This is a genomic window from Spirosoma validum (genome assembly GCF_014699035.1).
In the GTDB taxonomy this organism is placed as follows: domain Bacteria; phylum Bacteroidota; class Bacteroidia; order Cytophagales; family Spirosomataceae; genus Spirosoma; species Spirosoma validum.
Map to the genome: position 1 here is coordinate 400,071 of NZ_JACXAA010000003.1, position 16,352 is coordinate 416,422.

Genomic DNA, 16,352 nt, shown 5'->3' on the forward strand with positions numbered 1-16,352 from the left:
TTGAATATAAGAGCTGTATTACCATAGGGCTCTTATTTCTATAACATGTACATTAGTTCATTTGTATTTTCTTCTGTTAACAACAAATTTTGTCTATTAGCGCTGTTCTTATTTTTTTTAGTTTTAACAGGGTCTATAGAGACTGTACAAAAATTCAAGTTATATGTTTTAGCTATTTCACTAAAAAATTCTGGTGGATGATTATTGCTTCTTAATTCAATAATTTTTGTTTTTTCTTTACAAAAAATAATGTTAGTTAGTGCTGCTCCATGAACTCCTATCACAGTGTTTGCTTTTGATAATATATATATCTGCCTTGATAAGCTTAAGGTTTGTGGATCTATAATCTTAAAATTTAAATCTCGTAGTTTCTGTATTAGTTTCTTTTCACCTATTAGTCTTCTTGTCTTTTGATTGCCTCGTACTAAGTAGATCTTATCATAAGTTTCATACTCCTCTTTGTATGTTAATCTCTCTATAAAACTGTCTATTAATTGTTTCTTCCAGATAGGGAATTTTTCATTATAATTGATGTAATCAGCTATATACATTTCTTTAACTGTAGCTATGCTGAAAGAATTAAGTCTAATAATATTTTCAATTGGTAAATCTAGGATTTCTAAAGTTTCTTTCTCATAACTTTTTGTGGATTTATGCAGTATTATTTTGACATTACTTATATTTTCTAAATTTCTGCTTAACAGCACTAGTCGAGGCAGTAAATCTACTATCCAGTGGTAATAATTTCCTTCAGCCTCTGGTGTAATGAGAAAGACAGCCTTGTCAATTTCATAGGAGTCACGACCTAAATAAGGGAATGTAATGCCTGGATGTAAATCGATACCCCAAGGAAAAGCTGTGAATCGTTTGTAAGTTTTATTATTGGCGTCAATTATTAGTCCTCCAAAAAGGTTATTACAAATCACATTATGTAATTTCCAAATAGATATATGGTCGAGGTGTTTATATATTTCATATTCTTCATCGGGCTTTTCTACTAGAAAAGGAGCTTTACCGTGAGGGTTACCAATTTGTAGAAAACTTGATATTTTGCGAAGAAATTTTAGACAGCTAATAAAAAGTATATGTTTCACTTTATACTGAGACAATTATCTGGCTGGGTTGCCTTTAACAGTCGTATTTGGCGGCACTGACTTTGTTACCACACTGCAAGCGCCAACTATGGCATATTCACCTATAATAGTCCCAGGTAATATGAAAGCCCTAGCTCCAATGAAAGCTTGAGCACCAATACTGATTGGGGATGTAACGAGATTCATTTCTGGTTTATCGAAATCGTGAGTTCCCGTGCATAGGTAAGCTTCTTGAGCGATCGTAGCATGTTCATGAATTTCAATAACTCCTAAAGAGTAAGCATTAGCACGATCACCCAAACAAGCCCGGTCATGCATAATAAGGTGCCAAGGTATTTGAATACGGGCACGTTGATGTACAAAGGGAGTACCATAAATTTTAGCCCCAAAAACCTTAAGCCAAAACAGACGCCAGGGATTTGCTGGTTTGGGCGTCCAGGAGCAGAAAAAAGCCCAAACATATTCCCAGATCAGTAGCTTAATCCGGTCTTTGACTCTCCAGGGACTGGAATATGCATCAACTTGCTTATGAATTTGCGGATTCGTGAGCATTTCGTTGAGTAGTCTGGTCAACAATTCGCTGAAACTCTTCTAGAAAGAGATTTGCTATATGCGAGGTTGAGTGCGTTTGTTGAATGTGTATTGCGTTTTCGCTTAACTGTGTACGTAATGCATGTTCGTTTTGTAATTGTGTAATATAATTACTTAGTTGCTGAACTGCAGTTTCGGAACGATGATCAAAAATTAACCCATTGACGCCTTGCGTAATGAAGTCCTGAAAGCAGGCTAAATTAGAGACAACGGGTACGCAGCCCCAGGCCATAGCTTCTAATGGGGCTAAGCCAAAGGTTTCCCCTCGTTCCGCTACGGATGGATATACAAAAATAGAGGCATCTGCATAGAATTTATTCAGAGCGATGTTATCAAAAACGGGGCCTATAAAATCGATTTGACCTTCGCCAGCTAATTTTCGAAGTTTATCCATGTAATCGATTCCTCCTCCTCCAGCCGAAACTTCCCAAGGTCCAACTATCTGTAATTGGTAAGACTGATCGGTTTGCTTGAATGCCCTGATCAACAAGTCTAATCCTTTTTCTGGATGGACTCGGCCAACATATAGTATAATTGGCTTTTTAGGACTAATTATAGTCTCAGAAGGCACAAAAGGGAGAGGGTTGGGAATCATTACTATCCTGTTGTGCAAAGGTTTGGGCAGTTCCTTTCGAATCGCATCTGCTACTGGTGTCGAATTAGCCCGTAAGCGAGCCGTTGCTCCATATAGTCTCATTTGCCCTTTGGGCATACGTTGAACATCAACAAAACAGACTTTCTGTGCTTTTTGTGATAGTAAAATTGGTGCCCAAAACGTATTGCTGACAAGTATGTCAAAATCAGTTGGTAGCACTCTTAATACTTTTCTTGTATAAAGTAAGTCTCGAAACTTAAGAACAACCCCCGATTTAGGGGTATTATATCCCTTCAGTCGGATGTGACGAACGCCATCTATTTGTTCCGACTCTGGCAAGCCCTCCACTAACCTTGATACTTGAAAAACTTCATGGCCTTTTCGCACGAATTCTTTGCCTAGAGAGTACCACATTTTTTCGACCGCCCCGCCAAAAATGGTAGGAACTGGAAAAAAAGCGCCCTGCAGTAAGACGATACGCACGATTAAGTTATAGGGGTAGTGTCTACTGTTAAAGCCCTGAGAATACGTGTAGCCGCCTGTTCAACCTGAAAATTATTTTCGAAGGTTTGTCTTGCCTTCACTCCTACTGACTCCCGTTGGCTGATTGGAAGATTAAACCAATTTGCTAAAAGTTGCCTTGTTCCTTCATATGTATCAGGAGCGACAAGACCACCACCACCTGTTTCAATTTCCTGCCAAATGTTGACCTGGTTTGAGATCAACACGGGCTTTCCACAGGCCAATGCTTCTACCACTGCAATACCAAAATTCTCCTGATGACTTGGTAATACAAAAGCTTCGCAGCCGTAAATAACTCCCCATTTTGCGTCGCCCGATAGCATACCTGGAAAAAACACTCGATCCTTTAGTTGAGAAGTTTCTGAGACAAACTTCAGTATAGATGTACCATATGAGGTTTCCAGACCTGGGCCGACAATGACAAGATTAGGTATAGCAAAATCCGATTGAACTTTTGAATTAAGAAGACTAGCGTATGCTTTGATTAGTAAATCAACTCCTTTTTTGTAATGAATTCGACTCAGAAAAAGTAGGTAAGGTTGATCCTGCACTGTAGCGCATTTTTCCAAGAATGCCACTCGCATTGCGTTAGTGTATTTGGGAGGCTCCCCAACTCCATATCCAACATTTATTTCCTGTTTTGGATGGTAAGGTCTAAATGGCTTTCTAGCTAATTGTAATTCGGTTTCACACGTAAACAGTAAACCATCTGAATCATTGACCACCCGATTTTCAATAAATTTCCAATAAAGCCAATTTCGAATTGCTTTCAGTTTCCGTCCTTTAGCATTTTGAAACCAGGGATCTAACATGCCATGAGGCATAATGAAAAATTTAGGCGTCTGGGCTCCCGATCTTCGCTTCACTACGCGCAAAGCTTTCCATACAGCGTAACTAGGATATAACCAAAGTCCATTCACGATCACTACGTCAAAACGTTCTAAGTTGTCAATAAGCCAAGGGATTAGCTTAGCACTATATGCCCAGGAAGGCATGTCCGAACCAAGAGCATAGATAGGAAACGTATCCTGACCTAAAAATGACGCAGTGGGCTGATCTAGACTAACAACCTCCCGATGAATACCTAATTTTCTAGAGGCTTTATCTAAATTTCGTATACCTTGGCAAGGGCCTCCCGTTAAAGGATTCATGCTGCCAATTACGTGGAGAAGTCTCACCGATTTATTCTGGAAAACCAGCTAAATTACAAAGCCTTTGCTACGGGTAAAATATTTAGCCGTTTTAGGAATATTCTGAAGTGCCTTTGCAGGTACTCCTCCATAAATCATCCATTCGTCTGTATAGGCTTTATTCAGTAAAGACTTTGCGCCTAATACTGAAAAGTCGGGTAAAACCGCACCGCCTAATATTACTGCATTTGTTCCTATAAATGTATACTCACCGATTGTGATTGGATTACTATCCTGACGATTTTCGTTCACATCAACTGAGTGTGTCAAAAACTGTGACTGATAGCCTGCTACAGTCGTAAACCGTCCAATACTTATTTTATTCGTACAGTCAAGATGGTGATTTTTCGTAATAGAAGCATGTTCTCCCAGATACAGTTCTGGTAAACGATCAGTCTGATGCGCGAAATGATACGAATTGGTATTCTTAGGAAATCCTGTTATCCAATTCCCACGCGAAATTGATGCATAGGCAGACAGGCTCAGGTAATCCAAATGGATAGCTGCGTTAAAATGTCCAATCTTAGCACCTTCATGCATCGTAAGCTTTTTAGGAAAAATCCAAGAATACCCAATCCTGGCTGTAGGATGAATGTCATACTTAAACCATCGTTGTAAGCACCAGCGTTTTAGCGGCCATGGCAGTAGTGTTACTATAATTTTTACGAGCATACAGCTGGAGTTAGCCGAGTTAACCCATATAGATTGAGATAGGCGTCAATCATATCTGCAACCTTAAAGCGTTCACAATTTTGGTAGCCTAATTGAATCAATTCTTCTCGTTTACCAGGTTGATGAAGTTGGCGAAAGGCATCAGCGAATGATACAGGCTGGTGTGGGTCGGCTAACAAAGCACCATCCCCACTAACTTCAGGTATGGGCTGGATGGAACTTGAGATTACAGGAACTCCACATGCTTGTGCTTCTATGACAGGCCAACCAAATCCTTCAGAAAAAGAAGGAAATACAAAAGCTTCGCAATTCCGATATAAAGCCAGTAATAATTGGTGAGAAGGCTTTACTACAGTGATAATTCTATCTTCTATGCCCAGTTCCTTGATACGATCTGCTAGTGGTTGATCAACCGGCTGGCCTGCAAAGCATACCACACCTCGCCATTCATTTGTGAGTAATGCTAGCGTCTCAACCAGCATATTCCGGTTTTTTCTGGGGAGTGACGATCCGACATGCAATAAATAAGGCTTAGTAAGATCAGGAACATTAGTTGTTAACAGTTGATCAGCCTCTCTAGTAGAAAGGGGATAGAAATTGCCGTTAAATCCTACATGAATAACCCGCCAGCGGTCTGCTGTCGTTATAGCCTTGCCTATATATTCTTCAAGGTGTACTAATGTTTGTTTAGAGTCAGCAGCTAATATGCTCGCTTTTTTTAAATGCCCACCGATCCAGTTCTGAAAAATTTTACCCGTTTTTGAGGCTGGGCAATAGGCATCTGCATGCCCTAATGCTCCCCGGATGGCTAAAATATCATGACAAGTAATTCCCGTCTGGTAGTGGGGCAAGTGAGGTAAGTAGGGCGCGTTTGAGTGGTCACAAATATGAAAATAGACTTTTCTTTTCTTATACTTTTGAACACGCCAGCGCAATTGCAAAGGAAAAAGAATCCACTTATCGATATAACCTAACCATTTCCCTAAACCTTGTAAGGTTGATTTACTCCATTTTCCTAGCCACACTGTCGGTTTCCATAACTCTACTACATAGCCTGCCTCTAATAAACCGTCTTGTAACATTTGTGAAAAACGCTGCATACTTTCCTGTCGGTCAGGCTCGTAATTCCCAATCAAAATAAAACGATCTTTTGACATCAAGCCAGTGCTTTTGATTATGCTCGAAGAGAAGCTAGTAATAAGCCACTCACTAATGTACAAAACCCCAATGAGGTTGGCTGCGCCCAGCCTCCCTGTAAAAGCAGTAGAAGGCCATTACTAAGTAAAATCCAGGGTAAAAAGTCGCCGGATTGTATTCGTTTATAGCTGCTACTAGTACATTTTGCAGCTAAACTTATGCGGATGAAGATAACACCTATGCCTAATAAAGAACCCAGCTCGCCAGTTAACCGCCCCCATTCACCTTCTGATATTAAGAAAACAGAACGAGTACCGACTAATAGTTGAGCTCCTACATTAGTACCCATCCCCAGACCATAACCAAATAATGATTGATCTGAGGCTGCAAATAGAGAATTTACTAATCCATCTATAAAGCGATCAACAATGGCTCCTTTAAAGCCCCCACCTGCATCATTGGCTCCTTCAAAGCGAGCAGTGAACGCTTCTATGGAAATTTTAAATAGATCTGTCTGATTTAACAGGGCCAGGGCAATGATAAAGCCTATTATTGCCAGGAGTAAACGGCCAATATATTTAGGGTTCCGGCCAACAGCCAGAAAGGTGAATAAGGCAGTTACGCCTACTTGTAAAAACAAAGCCCGACTAATCGATAGAGGAATAGCTGCAATTAGACACAGGGTTGATCCAATCAGAATAAGACGGTTAACTTCTTTTTGATAGAGCCAGAAATAAAAGACAAAACAGGCTGCCAGACTATAAAATAAAGATGTCCCATTCGTAAACGAAAACGTGGCAGGTGGTCGATAATAACCTAAAGCGCCATCAAACCCAGCTCCCGCCTTGTCACCTGCTACACCGAGGTTCACCCATGCCGACTGAGGACTATAAAATTGCATAGTAATCAGAACAGTCATTGGAATGGTAATAAGCAACGTAACTTTGCCTAATTTGACTATGTCTTCCTGCCCAAATACATTGGCTATGAGAAACATGAATGGAAAATGTATCAGTAGGATTCTGGCCCCGTATAAGGTAACTAGCAAATTTCCATGCCCTATCGTCAATGCCGTAAGCATACCTATAACGCCAATCCAAATCATACCTGTTAAATAGCCATTTGCTTTTAAGCGATTATGAGACATGGCCAGACCAATAGCCCATAAGGCTATCGGCTCCCGAACGATTAATAAGGGAGTAGCCAGGCTGGGAAGAAACCACTTGCGCAACGCTCCTTCAAAAATGAGTAGGATGAAATATGTCCAAATCGCCTGTTTGAGCCGTCGGGTAGTTAAATCAGTTCTCTGTATTCCCGATTGATTAGTTGATCGGGCACTCAACAGAGGACTACGTAGCGATAGGGGAGGAGATGCCAAAGACATTGTTACGCAGGTATCGAAATTTCAGCCACTTGACAGGCTAACTCTTTTCCATATATTTCCCAGGGACGTAGACGGGCTGTTTCTCTGGCGGCCTTTCCTGCGGCAACAATAGTCCTGGGATTTTGTAATAGTATATCCAGTATCTGGCGCAATGCCTGAGTAGAACCGGCTTCAATGATCCAGCCATTATTACCATCCGTTATCAAATCAGGACCAGCTGTACGCTCTGTGGTAATAACCGGCGTTCCCTGCGACATGGCTTCCGTGATAACTAATCCAAAGCCTTCAAATAGCGAAGGAAATACCAGTATATCCTGGGTCTGCATCAGTGCCAGTATCCGGTCGTGGGATAAACTTGGAATCCAATGGTGTTGTGATAGCGCATAATCCAGGGCTGGGCAGGCTACGCCTGTTTTCTGACCAACAACCGTCAACTCTACCCATTTTTCAAGCCCCGCTACAGCCGCGAACAGATTCGCAATGCCTTTGCGCTGCGATAATCCCCCTACAAACAACATCCGTAGTCGTCGTCCTTGTGGTATAGTGCGGTTAGCTTTGGTGTTGACGGTTGGAAATCCATAGGGGATAACAGATACTGGCGCCAGGGAACCAGGGTACTCGGATAATGTTTGGGCCGTAAATGTACTAGCGACTAAGATATGATCGGCTAAAGAAAGTTCTTTGTCCTTACGAGCCAATTTTTCGGTTGAGTCCCGGAAGCCAGTTAATGTATTTGCCCAGTCGGGCCGTTGGATCTGTTCAGTTTCTAATAGTCTACGGGCTGCTCGCCAATAACCAATAGGGAGGTCGTATAAACAAACCAGCCCCCTTTTTTTTGCTGCCTGAAATGTCTCCAAAGCGCCATCTTCATACGCATAGACACCAGTGAGGGTAGGGCCAGTCCGACGATTTATCCAATTGGCTATTTGGTAATCAAATTGCTGATAAACCTGATCAATGCTAAACCTTCCCGTTTCGTGTGTTAGTAAGGTTGACCAGCCAGCTTTACTAGCTACTAATCGAGCTAACTCGTGCCAGGGCCAAGTATAGGTAATCGATTTGAGTGATTTATCAAATTGACGTCGTCGGATTTCGGAGAGTGATGAAACAAATTCACGCAGTGAATCCAGTATATCTCCCTCGAATATAGCAATGGTTGTATGGAACTCTGCTAGTTGTGTTCCATTCAGCAAACCCATAGCCGCAGCGCGAACGTTCGCATTGCCAGTAGGATGGGAAAGTAGCAGATTCATTTGGCGAACGGATCAATTATTTTCAAAAATTCGGCGCATAGCTGCTACGTTTTCTTCTCCATAGTATCTTTTTCGAGCAAACTCCCAATGTTCCAGACTTACATCTAGTTCCATCAATTTAGCTAGCATGTCCATCCCATCCTGCGCTTTTGTAGTGCTCCAGAGAACTCCCGTTCCAGTGGTTTGTAAGAATTCGGCTAACGAGCTATCGGCTGGACCATGTCCAAATATAGGTCGACCTGCCTGAACATAACTTGAGAGTTTTGTAGGCATACTCGTTTGCGAAAATATGCGCATCCTACGATTCATGGGATACATGGAATACACAAATGAACATTCAGCTAATTGGGGGATGATTTCGCTTTCTGGTAACGTAGCATGTAGCTTGATATGATCCCTTAATTCGTTTGGTATTTCTGCTGGCACAATATGCCATCCCCACATATTTATTTCAGGCTCTAATCCTATTTGATGCGAAATTTGTTTGACTAATCTAATGAATTCAAAAAAGTCGTTCTTGTCATAGACTGAACCAATATGGCCTACTTTTAATTGTTTGCTATTGCTTTCAAGAGGTTTACTCAATTTCCTGATTGCATCAGACGGAATATATCTATGGCTTATCTCGCCAATGCGCCCACTTAATCGCTTATAATAATCCTGCATTCCTTTACTGGTCACGTCAAAACTCGTAACCTTTTTTAACACATCAATAGTCATTCGTTTGGCTAAACCTGCCATAAAACGATAGCGCATAGAGCGAGCGCAAATGGCTCCTGCCCAATCATCATTGATGGTTAAATGTACAGGCCGATTGTGTTGGCGTTTAACTAACTCTAAAGCAATCCGAATACCTTCATTGTGGGAGACAATCCAGTAAGCGTCGCAATCGGTTTCTAACAAATGGTTAACTATAGAATCAATGGCTGGTAATCTCTTTCCAGATAACATTTGCCATGTTTGCCAAATATCATCATCAATTCTGCCCCCCATAAAACCCAAACCCAGATATCCATCTTCATAGCCACTCGCCTTTTTAGGAGCTAAATAGTTCCAGTCGACTGAAATGCCAGGAAGATTTTCAATCAAACTGCGAAAGTTTGCACTCCCTCCCCCAATTAAAGGTGAATGAGCTGTGAACAAACAAATTCTTCTACTCATCTAAGCTTAATTTTGAATTTTAAGAGATTCCATCCGCTAAATCATGGATATCGAAAAGATCATTGGTGGAAGATTGGAGGGCATTTATTAAGCTACTAGCGATGTCTGAAACAGTCACTACAGGCATGGTGCTTTGTTCAGCTAATCGAAGTGCTGATTCTAAATCAATATTCTTGTATTCAATAACTCCTGAACAAGGATGTACAATAGAAATTCCACGTGGTTTCCAGTCTGAAGCAATACATAACACAGGCAAACCGTGTGCAAGCATTGCGGCTACCGAACCACTTTTCTCGATGACTGCAAACGCTGTGGAAGAGAGGCCTAAAGTTGCCTCACTTAAAATCTGGGAAACTTGCTCAGCAGATTTTTCACCCAGGACAGTACAAACCAGTCCTTTTTCTTTCCAAATCGTTAGCCAACGATCACTTTCTGGTGATTGGCGTCCGATGACTGTTAACGATACAGTCCAATTCTCCTGTTGTGCAATACAAAAAACTTCAGTGGTAAATTGCTCAATCAATGCATCAGGGTGAACTGTTCCAAACACAACAAAATTGAATGTCTTAGTGACCCTAGCAATCGAAACCGGATTTCTTGCAATACTAGTTGGATTGTGTATGGGAATGTTTGAAATCAATGGTAAAAAGAAAGCTACTATTTTATCTTTTTGCAAATACTCTTGATAAGTATGAGTTTGTGTATGAACAATTAGAGGGCGTAACGCTTTTACTAAACCAATGATTAACAGACGTTGTATTCTTCCTAACCCAACTAATTTCAATGGAGCTTTTTCATCCATTCCGACCCATAATTCATGAAACATGATATGCCATTTTCTACCGGAGCCTACCTGTTTCAGGTAATTACTTAAACCAAAAGGTAAACCCTTCTGTTGAAAGCCAAAAGGGACGTACTGAAGACTTAACCAATCAGGGTCAATGTTATCGATCCATTGCTTTGCCTGTTTAAATCGACGACTGGTAGACCAAACGGATGGTAAACGAAAAACAGCTAGTTCAACTCCACCTTCAGCGTCCTGGTAGTCTACCATTTTATCATTTATATGGCGGTCATTCAAGGCGATAGCAGTAACTTGGCATCCCTGACGTATTAACTCCCCACTGATCCGACGAACATAATCGCCTACACCATCGCAACCGGGTTCAAGAGAGCTACATAGAAATACAATATTCAGCCCCAAAGCGAATTGTAAATTAAAAATTACTGAAATAGGCGTTTGTAACTAATATTGTATTCTAAGTTTTTACTACGAAATTTCAAAAATTTAGCAGGAACTCCGGCTACTACAGCATATGGCTGAACATCTTTTGTTACTAAAGAGCCTGCCGCAACTACGGCACCTTTACCAATGATAACACCTGGCAGAATCGTTACACGAGTACCAATCCAAACATAGTCATAAATAGTGACCGATTTAGTACGTCCTTTAAAATTAGGAGAATCAATCTCATGATCAGCTGTTAAAACGATTACTTCCTGCGATATTGAGACATTTTTTCCAATAAACACACCGCCACGAGTGTCGATCCTACAGCTAGAATTAATGACAGAACAATCTCCCAAAATTAATCCACCTGCACAGTCAAAAGTAGAATTCATTAAAATAGCACAGCCTTGACCAACATTAAAATTCATTATTTTCTTATAAAAATATTGGCGGATGCTATGACTTGGAATTGAATTTAACCAATTGTTGCAAAAATACAGTCTAAATTCTGATAGATATAATCGCCAGACAGCTATCATAATTCCCAAAATAAATTTTTAATTTTATCCATACTAAATCTATTTATTGCTATGTGTTTTGCATTTGAAATAATTGACAAATTATTATCAATTAATAATAAAATTTTCTTCAGTAATGTTTGACTGTCTAAATTATGACAGCCTATTGCAGAATCGGATGTCGATAATAAAAAATTTGCAGCACTATCTTCAGGTCCGTGATAAAGTATAGCACCTGGAGCACCAAGATACCCAATCATTTTAGTAGATAAGCTATATTGATAAAAATAATTATCTGAGAATTTAATTGGTAGATACAATATATCAGCCTTATGCATTTCTTCTTTTAATTCTTCTTCGTTCAAAGTAAATGGTTTATATACAATACTGAAAAGTTCTTTCTTTGGAAAAGTAATATGCTGTGTACCTCTCAAAATTAAATTGAATCGATAACCCATTGTTGATAATTCATTCAGAGCATGAAACAGAACTTGAAAAAGAGGAACATAATCAATATGCAATAGTCCCGCAAAATAAATACTTATAGGGTCATTTAATTTCAGTTTTGGAGCAATAATTTCAGTTTCTTTTAAACCATCAGTTATAATCTGAAAATCTTTATTGCCTAACAACCGGCAATACTCCCTGCCTAATTCATTAGATATTAAAAGTCGTCGACTAGCTTGATGCCAAAGCTTCTTTGTTGATTCTTCTGAACCACCTGAAGTTTTAAAATGATCATGAAATGAAACCCAAAGTTGCTTGTTATTCTGTTTAGCATAATCGCATAATGCAGCGGAGTAAATCCCATGATCAGTAGCATGAATTATATCGTGGGGAATACTAACAGCTATAGTTTGCAGACGCTTTATTGTACATGAATATGAAAAATGTTTTTGATACCATAAGGTAATATTTCGTAAATGCCATTTCATCCAAGGTTTTAAAATAGGTGAGACTAATATGATAGTTTCTGTAATAGCGCCTTCTGTTTTTTTACTTGAGTAAGTTTTTACAACTAAAGAATGAACATGTTCTTCATTACCCTCATATAAACGTCTAAGAATTCGACTTCCACCACCATTTGCGTAAAGTGAAAAAGGCTGAAATGAAAGAATTTTCATTTTACAAAATAGCTAAATAAAGGATAAAAGGATAAATTATTTTGCCGTATTATAAGTTTCTATTGCGTACAATACTTTATCTATATAACTGCTCCAAGTACAATCTTTAACAGAATTATGCGCTGATAAACACAGATTATTGTAATATTTATTCGAAAAAATCTCTTCAATTTTAGCAGCTAAAATTTCCGATGATTGGCTTTCGCAATACAGGCCAAAGGATAATTTAGCTCCAAAGGATTTAACAAACTCGTCATAAGGTTCAACAATTACAGGTGTAAATAAGTACATAGCCTCAATCGTGGCCGAAATAGCTCCCCACTTAGGAGTAGTATTAATAAATACTTTAGCTTTTTCTAACAAAGAATAATATAGTTTTTTATCACTCTCGCAACCCTTATTTAAATACCCATGACAAATAACCCTATCAGGTAAATCCTTAAAGTCACTAGAGTTCATACCAACAATATGTAGCGACAGCTTTGGGAATTTTAACAATAGCTTTTTAAATGATTCTATTAAAATTGTAGCGCCGTAAATATATTTTATATTACCAATAAACAATATGTCCTGCGATGTAGACTTAAGAGCTAGTATATTAGATTGATTTGGAGAAATTAAAGAATTGATGACGTTGCCTAAGTATAACAAAATCCTAGGTTTGTTTACAGTATTCATGTATGAAAAAACTGTTGAGAACAAAGTAATAACAATGTCTGATTCCTCTATCATTTTACTCTCATTTCTAATAGCAATTCTTTCACAAAAATCTGGCTCCCTTTTTTTGAAATATTTGAAATAATACTCATACGTCCAATCGCAAAGTAAAATAGATACCTGATTTTTTACTTTTGGCGAAGTAAAACTAAATGTCAAAAAAATATTAGCTTGAGCGGTTGAATATTTTTTTGTAGCTGCATTAATAATAAATTTTGTATACCAAATATGAATGATATTTCTGGAGGAATCTAAAGCTGTATCACTGTTGAAAATTTTTAATATTTTCCAGAATAATTGATAATGAAAAAAATTCAATAAATAATTTGGACTTATATCTACGCAATTTACTTTTATACCTTTTGCTTCAAGTGTTTTCAAAACAAAAAAAGGTACATTGGACCAAGTACTTAATTTATGTGGATCACCATTTGTAAAAAGAGTGACTTCTTTAACTCGCAAAGGTTTGAAGTAAAATAGTTTATATTATGAATTTTATTTTTCTAATTTTAATTTCCCATCTAGCCTATTGACAACTATTCTCTCGGGGTAATTTTTTATAAGAAGGATGCTTTTATCAAGCATCCTTCTTATAAAAAATATATCTAAAACTAAAGTGTATTTCATGATTTGCTTTATGTTATTAATAAAAGTAATAAACATTAAGTTGATTTTAATTTTAAAACTAATATTCATGTTATCAATAAAAAAATTAGCCTCTTTGCAGTACTTATCCATTTCCAGGGTTAATTGATTGCTTGATCTCTGTCTGAACCCTCCAATTAGTAAATTACATGGGTATAGTTTTGCTTTCATAGAAAATCTTAACCATAACTCTAAATCACCTGCAAGTTTAGCTTTATTATTAATGTAGCTACCACTTTTTTCCCAAAGACTTCTTTTCCAAACAGTAGTTTCTTGTTGAATCCATTTGTAATCTTTTGACAAAATATTATAATTAGAAATTTTTCTAGCTTCACATGCGCCAGTTACTCGATCTTTTTCATCAAAGGCAGTGTTAAGCCCCGTTATCCATTCAACTTCGGGGAAACTGGTAAATACTTCCACTATATTTTCAAATGCTCCTGGATGTAGTAAATCGTCAGAATTAATCCACATCATTATGTCACCTGTACTTCTCTCAAAACCTTTCTGAATAGCATCATACATCCCATTATCTTTTTCGCTTACCCAATAATGTAGCTTATCTGAGTATTTTTTTATTATATCAATAGATTGGTCAGTACTCCCACCATCTATAATTATGTATTCAAAATTTGAATAACTCTGATTTAGCACAGATAATATTGTTCTTTCTATAAAATTTCCTAAGTTATAGTTGGGTGTTACTATACTAATTTTCAGGGGTAAATTCATTCGAAGATATTAACTTTTATAGAAATTGTTAATTTTAGATATGGATAAATTGGCTCCAAAACTCTTTATTATATTTTTCCCAAGCATGGCAACCAAAAGGTAAATTGAAATCGTTCATTTCATATAAAATAGATCCATTAACTTCCATAGAGAAGCGCATAGCTAAATCTAAACTGGGAATTTTATACCATGTAAACTGCTGTGAAACTATATATCCCCAGAAGAAATCTTCCTGAGAATCCCAGTTATTAAATATATAAAAAGTATTATTGCGAAAGGTCGCATTCGCAATAATACTTAATAATGATTTTATACTTTTATTTTCTTTGAACTTTTTGAAGAAATAACTTATTGGTTTTAAATAATGAAAAGTCTCCAATACTTTTATTTGAGATTTAACTTTTCTTAAAGAAAAACCACCGTTACCAATGCCAAGAAATACAGAACTATTTGTTGCAAATTCCATGCCGACAAACCAAGGGGCTCCGATATAGTCGTAGTTTAAATTACACCAGTAATCTAATTCGTCTCTAAAAATCCAAGCATCTAATTGGTAAATTAGAATATAATCATATTCTGAAAAAGTTTTGTAAAATTTCGGTTTCAATAATAATTCATTATACCCATTTATGGAAGCGAAATATTTATTCCTAAATCTTTTTATAGAATAATCAACGTCTTTGTAAGCTTCAATTATTAATTCGTAATTTTTAGAATCAAAATTGTCACCACAAATTAAGAAATATTTTAGTTTCGGTAATACAATGAATATCTGTTTGAGAGAGGCATATTCTTCTTTTGTTAAATTTTCTTTATAAACAGGTATTACTATTGCGCAACGCATTGACGTGTATATTTTTTAAATAAATTTTAAGCTTTCTCAGTATTTTTAAAAATAAATTGGTTGTATGACTATAATTTAATACATTATAAAAAAAATAGTCATCCGCTTTTGTATTTATGACAATATTCTTAGGATGTGAAATGTTACTTAACTCGAAAGTGGGTAGATTGGATAATCTATGATTGGATGTTACTGTATGAGTTGCATCTTCTCGAAAACCAATATTTGAGATTAAATTTTTATTAGGAACAATTGTTAAGGCAGAATTCTTCCAGATAGTGAATAAAAATTGATAATCCCAACTATCAACTTCATTTTTATAAAATGCATCCAGATTTTTTTTCCAATATTCAATTTGATCTACTTTATAATTTAAAACTACATCAAGCTTCTTCTCTTTAAATTCAGGCCAATCTTGCATGTCAAAATCATATTTTTCCCATGCACGTCTCCATGTAGCCCATCCCCATATATATAAATATTTTGAGTAAAAATAAGAATCATTATTATAATTTCTTCCAAATTGGATATTTTGTCCAGTAATACTGTAAATGTTTTCGTTATACTTGTATTTTTCTAACATTTCTTTACAGAAAGAGAAAAAAGACGTATTTGGAACACAGTCGTCTTCAAGTATAATACCTTGTTCAACATGTTGAAAAAACCAAGTTATAGCTGTTGAAACAGCTTTGCCACACCCTAAATTTTTAGTTTGGTAAAGTCTAATTACTTCGCATTCCCATGTAATCCCATTTTTGATAATTTCTCTTACAGCTTCACATCGTTTGATTTCGTCTAAATTTTGATTGCGTGGTCCGTCAGATGCTATATACAAAAACTGGGGCTTTATTTTACGTATCTCATTAAGGACTTCTGAAGTAGTATCTGGTCTATTGAATACAATAAATAAAATCGGAATATTAAAACTCTTCATTTATTCTT

Annotated in this window: 16 protein-coding genes; all 16 read right to left on the reverse strand. The window is 37.3% G+C overall.

Annotation, left to right across the window (positions count from 1 at the left end; genetic code table 11):
• Positions 1 to 38: 38 nt before the first annotated feature.
• The 16 genes from IC230_RS10415 to IC230_RS10490 all read right to left on the reverse strand — a co-directional run bounded on the left by IC230_RS10415 (position 39) and on the right by IC230_RS10490 (position 16,344).
• Positions 39 to 1,094, reverse strand: coding sequence for a glycosyltransferase family 61 protein (locus tag IC230_RS10415; protein ID WP_191038927.1), 1,056 nt, complete (start codon positions 1,092 to 1,094; stop codon positions 39 to 41).
• A gap of 15 nt (positions 1,095 to 1,109) precedes the next feature.
• On the reverse strand, positions 1,110 to 1,646 hold the full coding sequence (locus tag IC230_RS10420; RefSeq protein WP_191038928.1) for a DapH/DapD/GlmU-related protein: 537 nt from the start codon (positions 1,644 to 1,646) through the stop codon (positions 1,110 to 1,112).
• Positions 1,621 to 2,763 (reverse strand): glycosyltransferase family 4 protein, encoded by a 1,143-nt coding sequence (locus tag IC230_RS34610; protein ID WP_191038929.1) that lies wholly within the window; start codon positions 2,761 to 2,763, stop codon positions 1,621 to 1,623. The genes IC230_RS10420 and IC230_RS34610 overlap by 26 nt, the downstream gene beginning before the upstream one ends.
• A 2-nt stretch (positions 2,764 to 2,765) precedes the next feature.
• Positions 2,766 to 3,953: a glycosyltransferase gene (locus IC230_RS10430; protein WP_223860580.1), complete on the reverse strand. Its 1,188-nt coding sequence runs from the start codon at positions 3,951 to 3,953 to the stop codon at positions 2,766 to 2,768.
• A 48-nt stretch (positions 3,954 to 4,001) separates the two neighbouring features.
• Positions 4,002 to 4,664, reverse strand: coding sequence for an acyltransferase (locus tag IC230_RS10435; RefSeq protein WP_191038931.1), 663 nt, complete (start codon positions 4,662 to 4,664; stop codon positions 4,002 to 4,004).
• Positions 4,655 to 5,821 carry a glycosyltransferase family 4 protein gene (locus IC230_RS10440; protein ID WP_223860581.1) on the reverse strand — a complete coding sequence of 389 codons (1,167 nt, stop codon included), beginning with the start codon at positions 5,819 to 5,821 and terminating at the stop codon, positions 4,655 to 4,657. Before IC230_RS10440 ends, IC230_RS10435 begins: the two co-directional genes overlap by 10 nt.
• 17 nt (positions 5,822 to 5,838) lie before the next feature.
• Positions 5,839 to 7,185, reverse strand: a complete 1,347-nt coding sequence (locus IC230_RS10445; RefSeq protein ID WP_223860582.1) for a hypothetical protein — start codon at positions 7,183 to 7,185, stop codon at positions 5,839 to 5,841.
• 2 nt (positions 7,186 to 7,187) lie between these two features.
• Positions 7,188 to 8,438, reverse strand: coding sequence for a glycosyltransferase family 4 protein (locus IC230_RS10450; RefSeq protein ID WP_191038933.1), 1,251 nt, complete (start codon positions 8,436 to 8,438; stop codon positions 7,188 to 7,190).
• A 12-nt stretch (positions 8,439 to 8,450) separates the two neighbouring features.
• On the reverse strand, positions 8,451 to 9,599 hold the full coding sequence (locus IC230_RS10455) for a glycosyltransferase family protein (RefSeq protein WP_191038934.1): 1,149 nt from the start codon (positions 9,597 to 9,599) through the stop codon (positions 8,451 to 8,453).
• Between the two features lie 19 nt (positions 9,600 to 9,618).
• Positions 9,619 to 10,680, reverse strand: coding sequence for a glycosyltransferase family protein (locus tag IC230_RS10460; protein WP_191038935.1), 1,062 nt, complete (start codon positions 10,678 to 10,680; stop codon positions 9,619 to 9,621).
• A 143-nt stretch (positions 10,681 to 10,823) separates the two neighbouring features.
• On the reverse strand, positions 10,824 to 11,258 hold the full coding sequence (locus IC230_RS34615; RefSeq protein ID WP_317171782.1) for an acyltransferase: 435 nt from the start codon (positions 11,256 to 11,258) through the stop codon (positions 10,824 to 10,826).
• 107 nt (positions 11,259 to 11,365) lie between these two features.
• Positions 11,366 to 12,472: a glycosyltransferase family protein gene (locus tag IC230_RS10470; RefSeq protein ID WP_191038937.1), complete on the reverse strand. Its 1,107-nt coding sequence runs from the start codon at positions 12,470 to 12,472 to the stop codon at positions 11,366 to 11,368.
• A gap of 36 nt (positions 12,473 to 12,508) precedes the next feature.
• Positions 12,509 to 13,651, reverse strand: a complete 1,143-nt coding sequence (locus tag IC230_RS10475) for a glycosyltransferase (RefSeq protein WP_191038938.1) — start codon at positions 13,649 to 13,651, stop codon at positions 12,509 to 12,511.
• Between the two features lie 33 nt (positions 13,652 to 13,684).
• Positions 13,685 to 14,566: a glycosyltransferase family 2 protein gene (locus IC230_RS10480; RefSeq protein WP_191038939.1), complete on the reverse strand. Its 882-nt coding sequence runs from the start codon at positions 14,564 to 14,566 to the stop codon at positions 13,685 to 13,687.
• Positions 14,567 to 14,600: 34 nt separating this feature from the next.
• The gene (locus tag IC230_RS10485; protein ID WP_191038940.1) at positions 14,601 to 15,410 is read right to left on the reverse strand and encodes a DUF5672 family protein; all 810 of its coding nucleotides are present in this window, start codon (positions 15,408 to 15,410) and stop codon (positions 14,601 to 14,603) included.
• Positions 15,379 to 16,344: a nucleotide-diphospho-sugar transferase gene (locus IC230_RS10490; RefSeq protein ID WP_191038941.1), complete on the reverse strand. Its 966-nt coding sequence runs from the start codon at positions 16,342 to 16,344 to the stop codon at positions 15,379 to 15,381. Before IC230_RS10490 ends, IC230_RS10485 begins: the two co-directional genes overlap by 32 nt.
• Between the last annotated feature and the right edge of the window lie 8 nt (positions 16,345 to 16,352).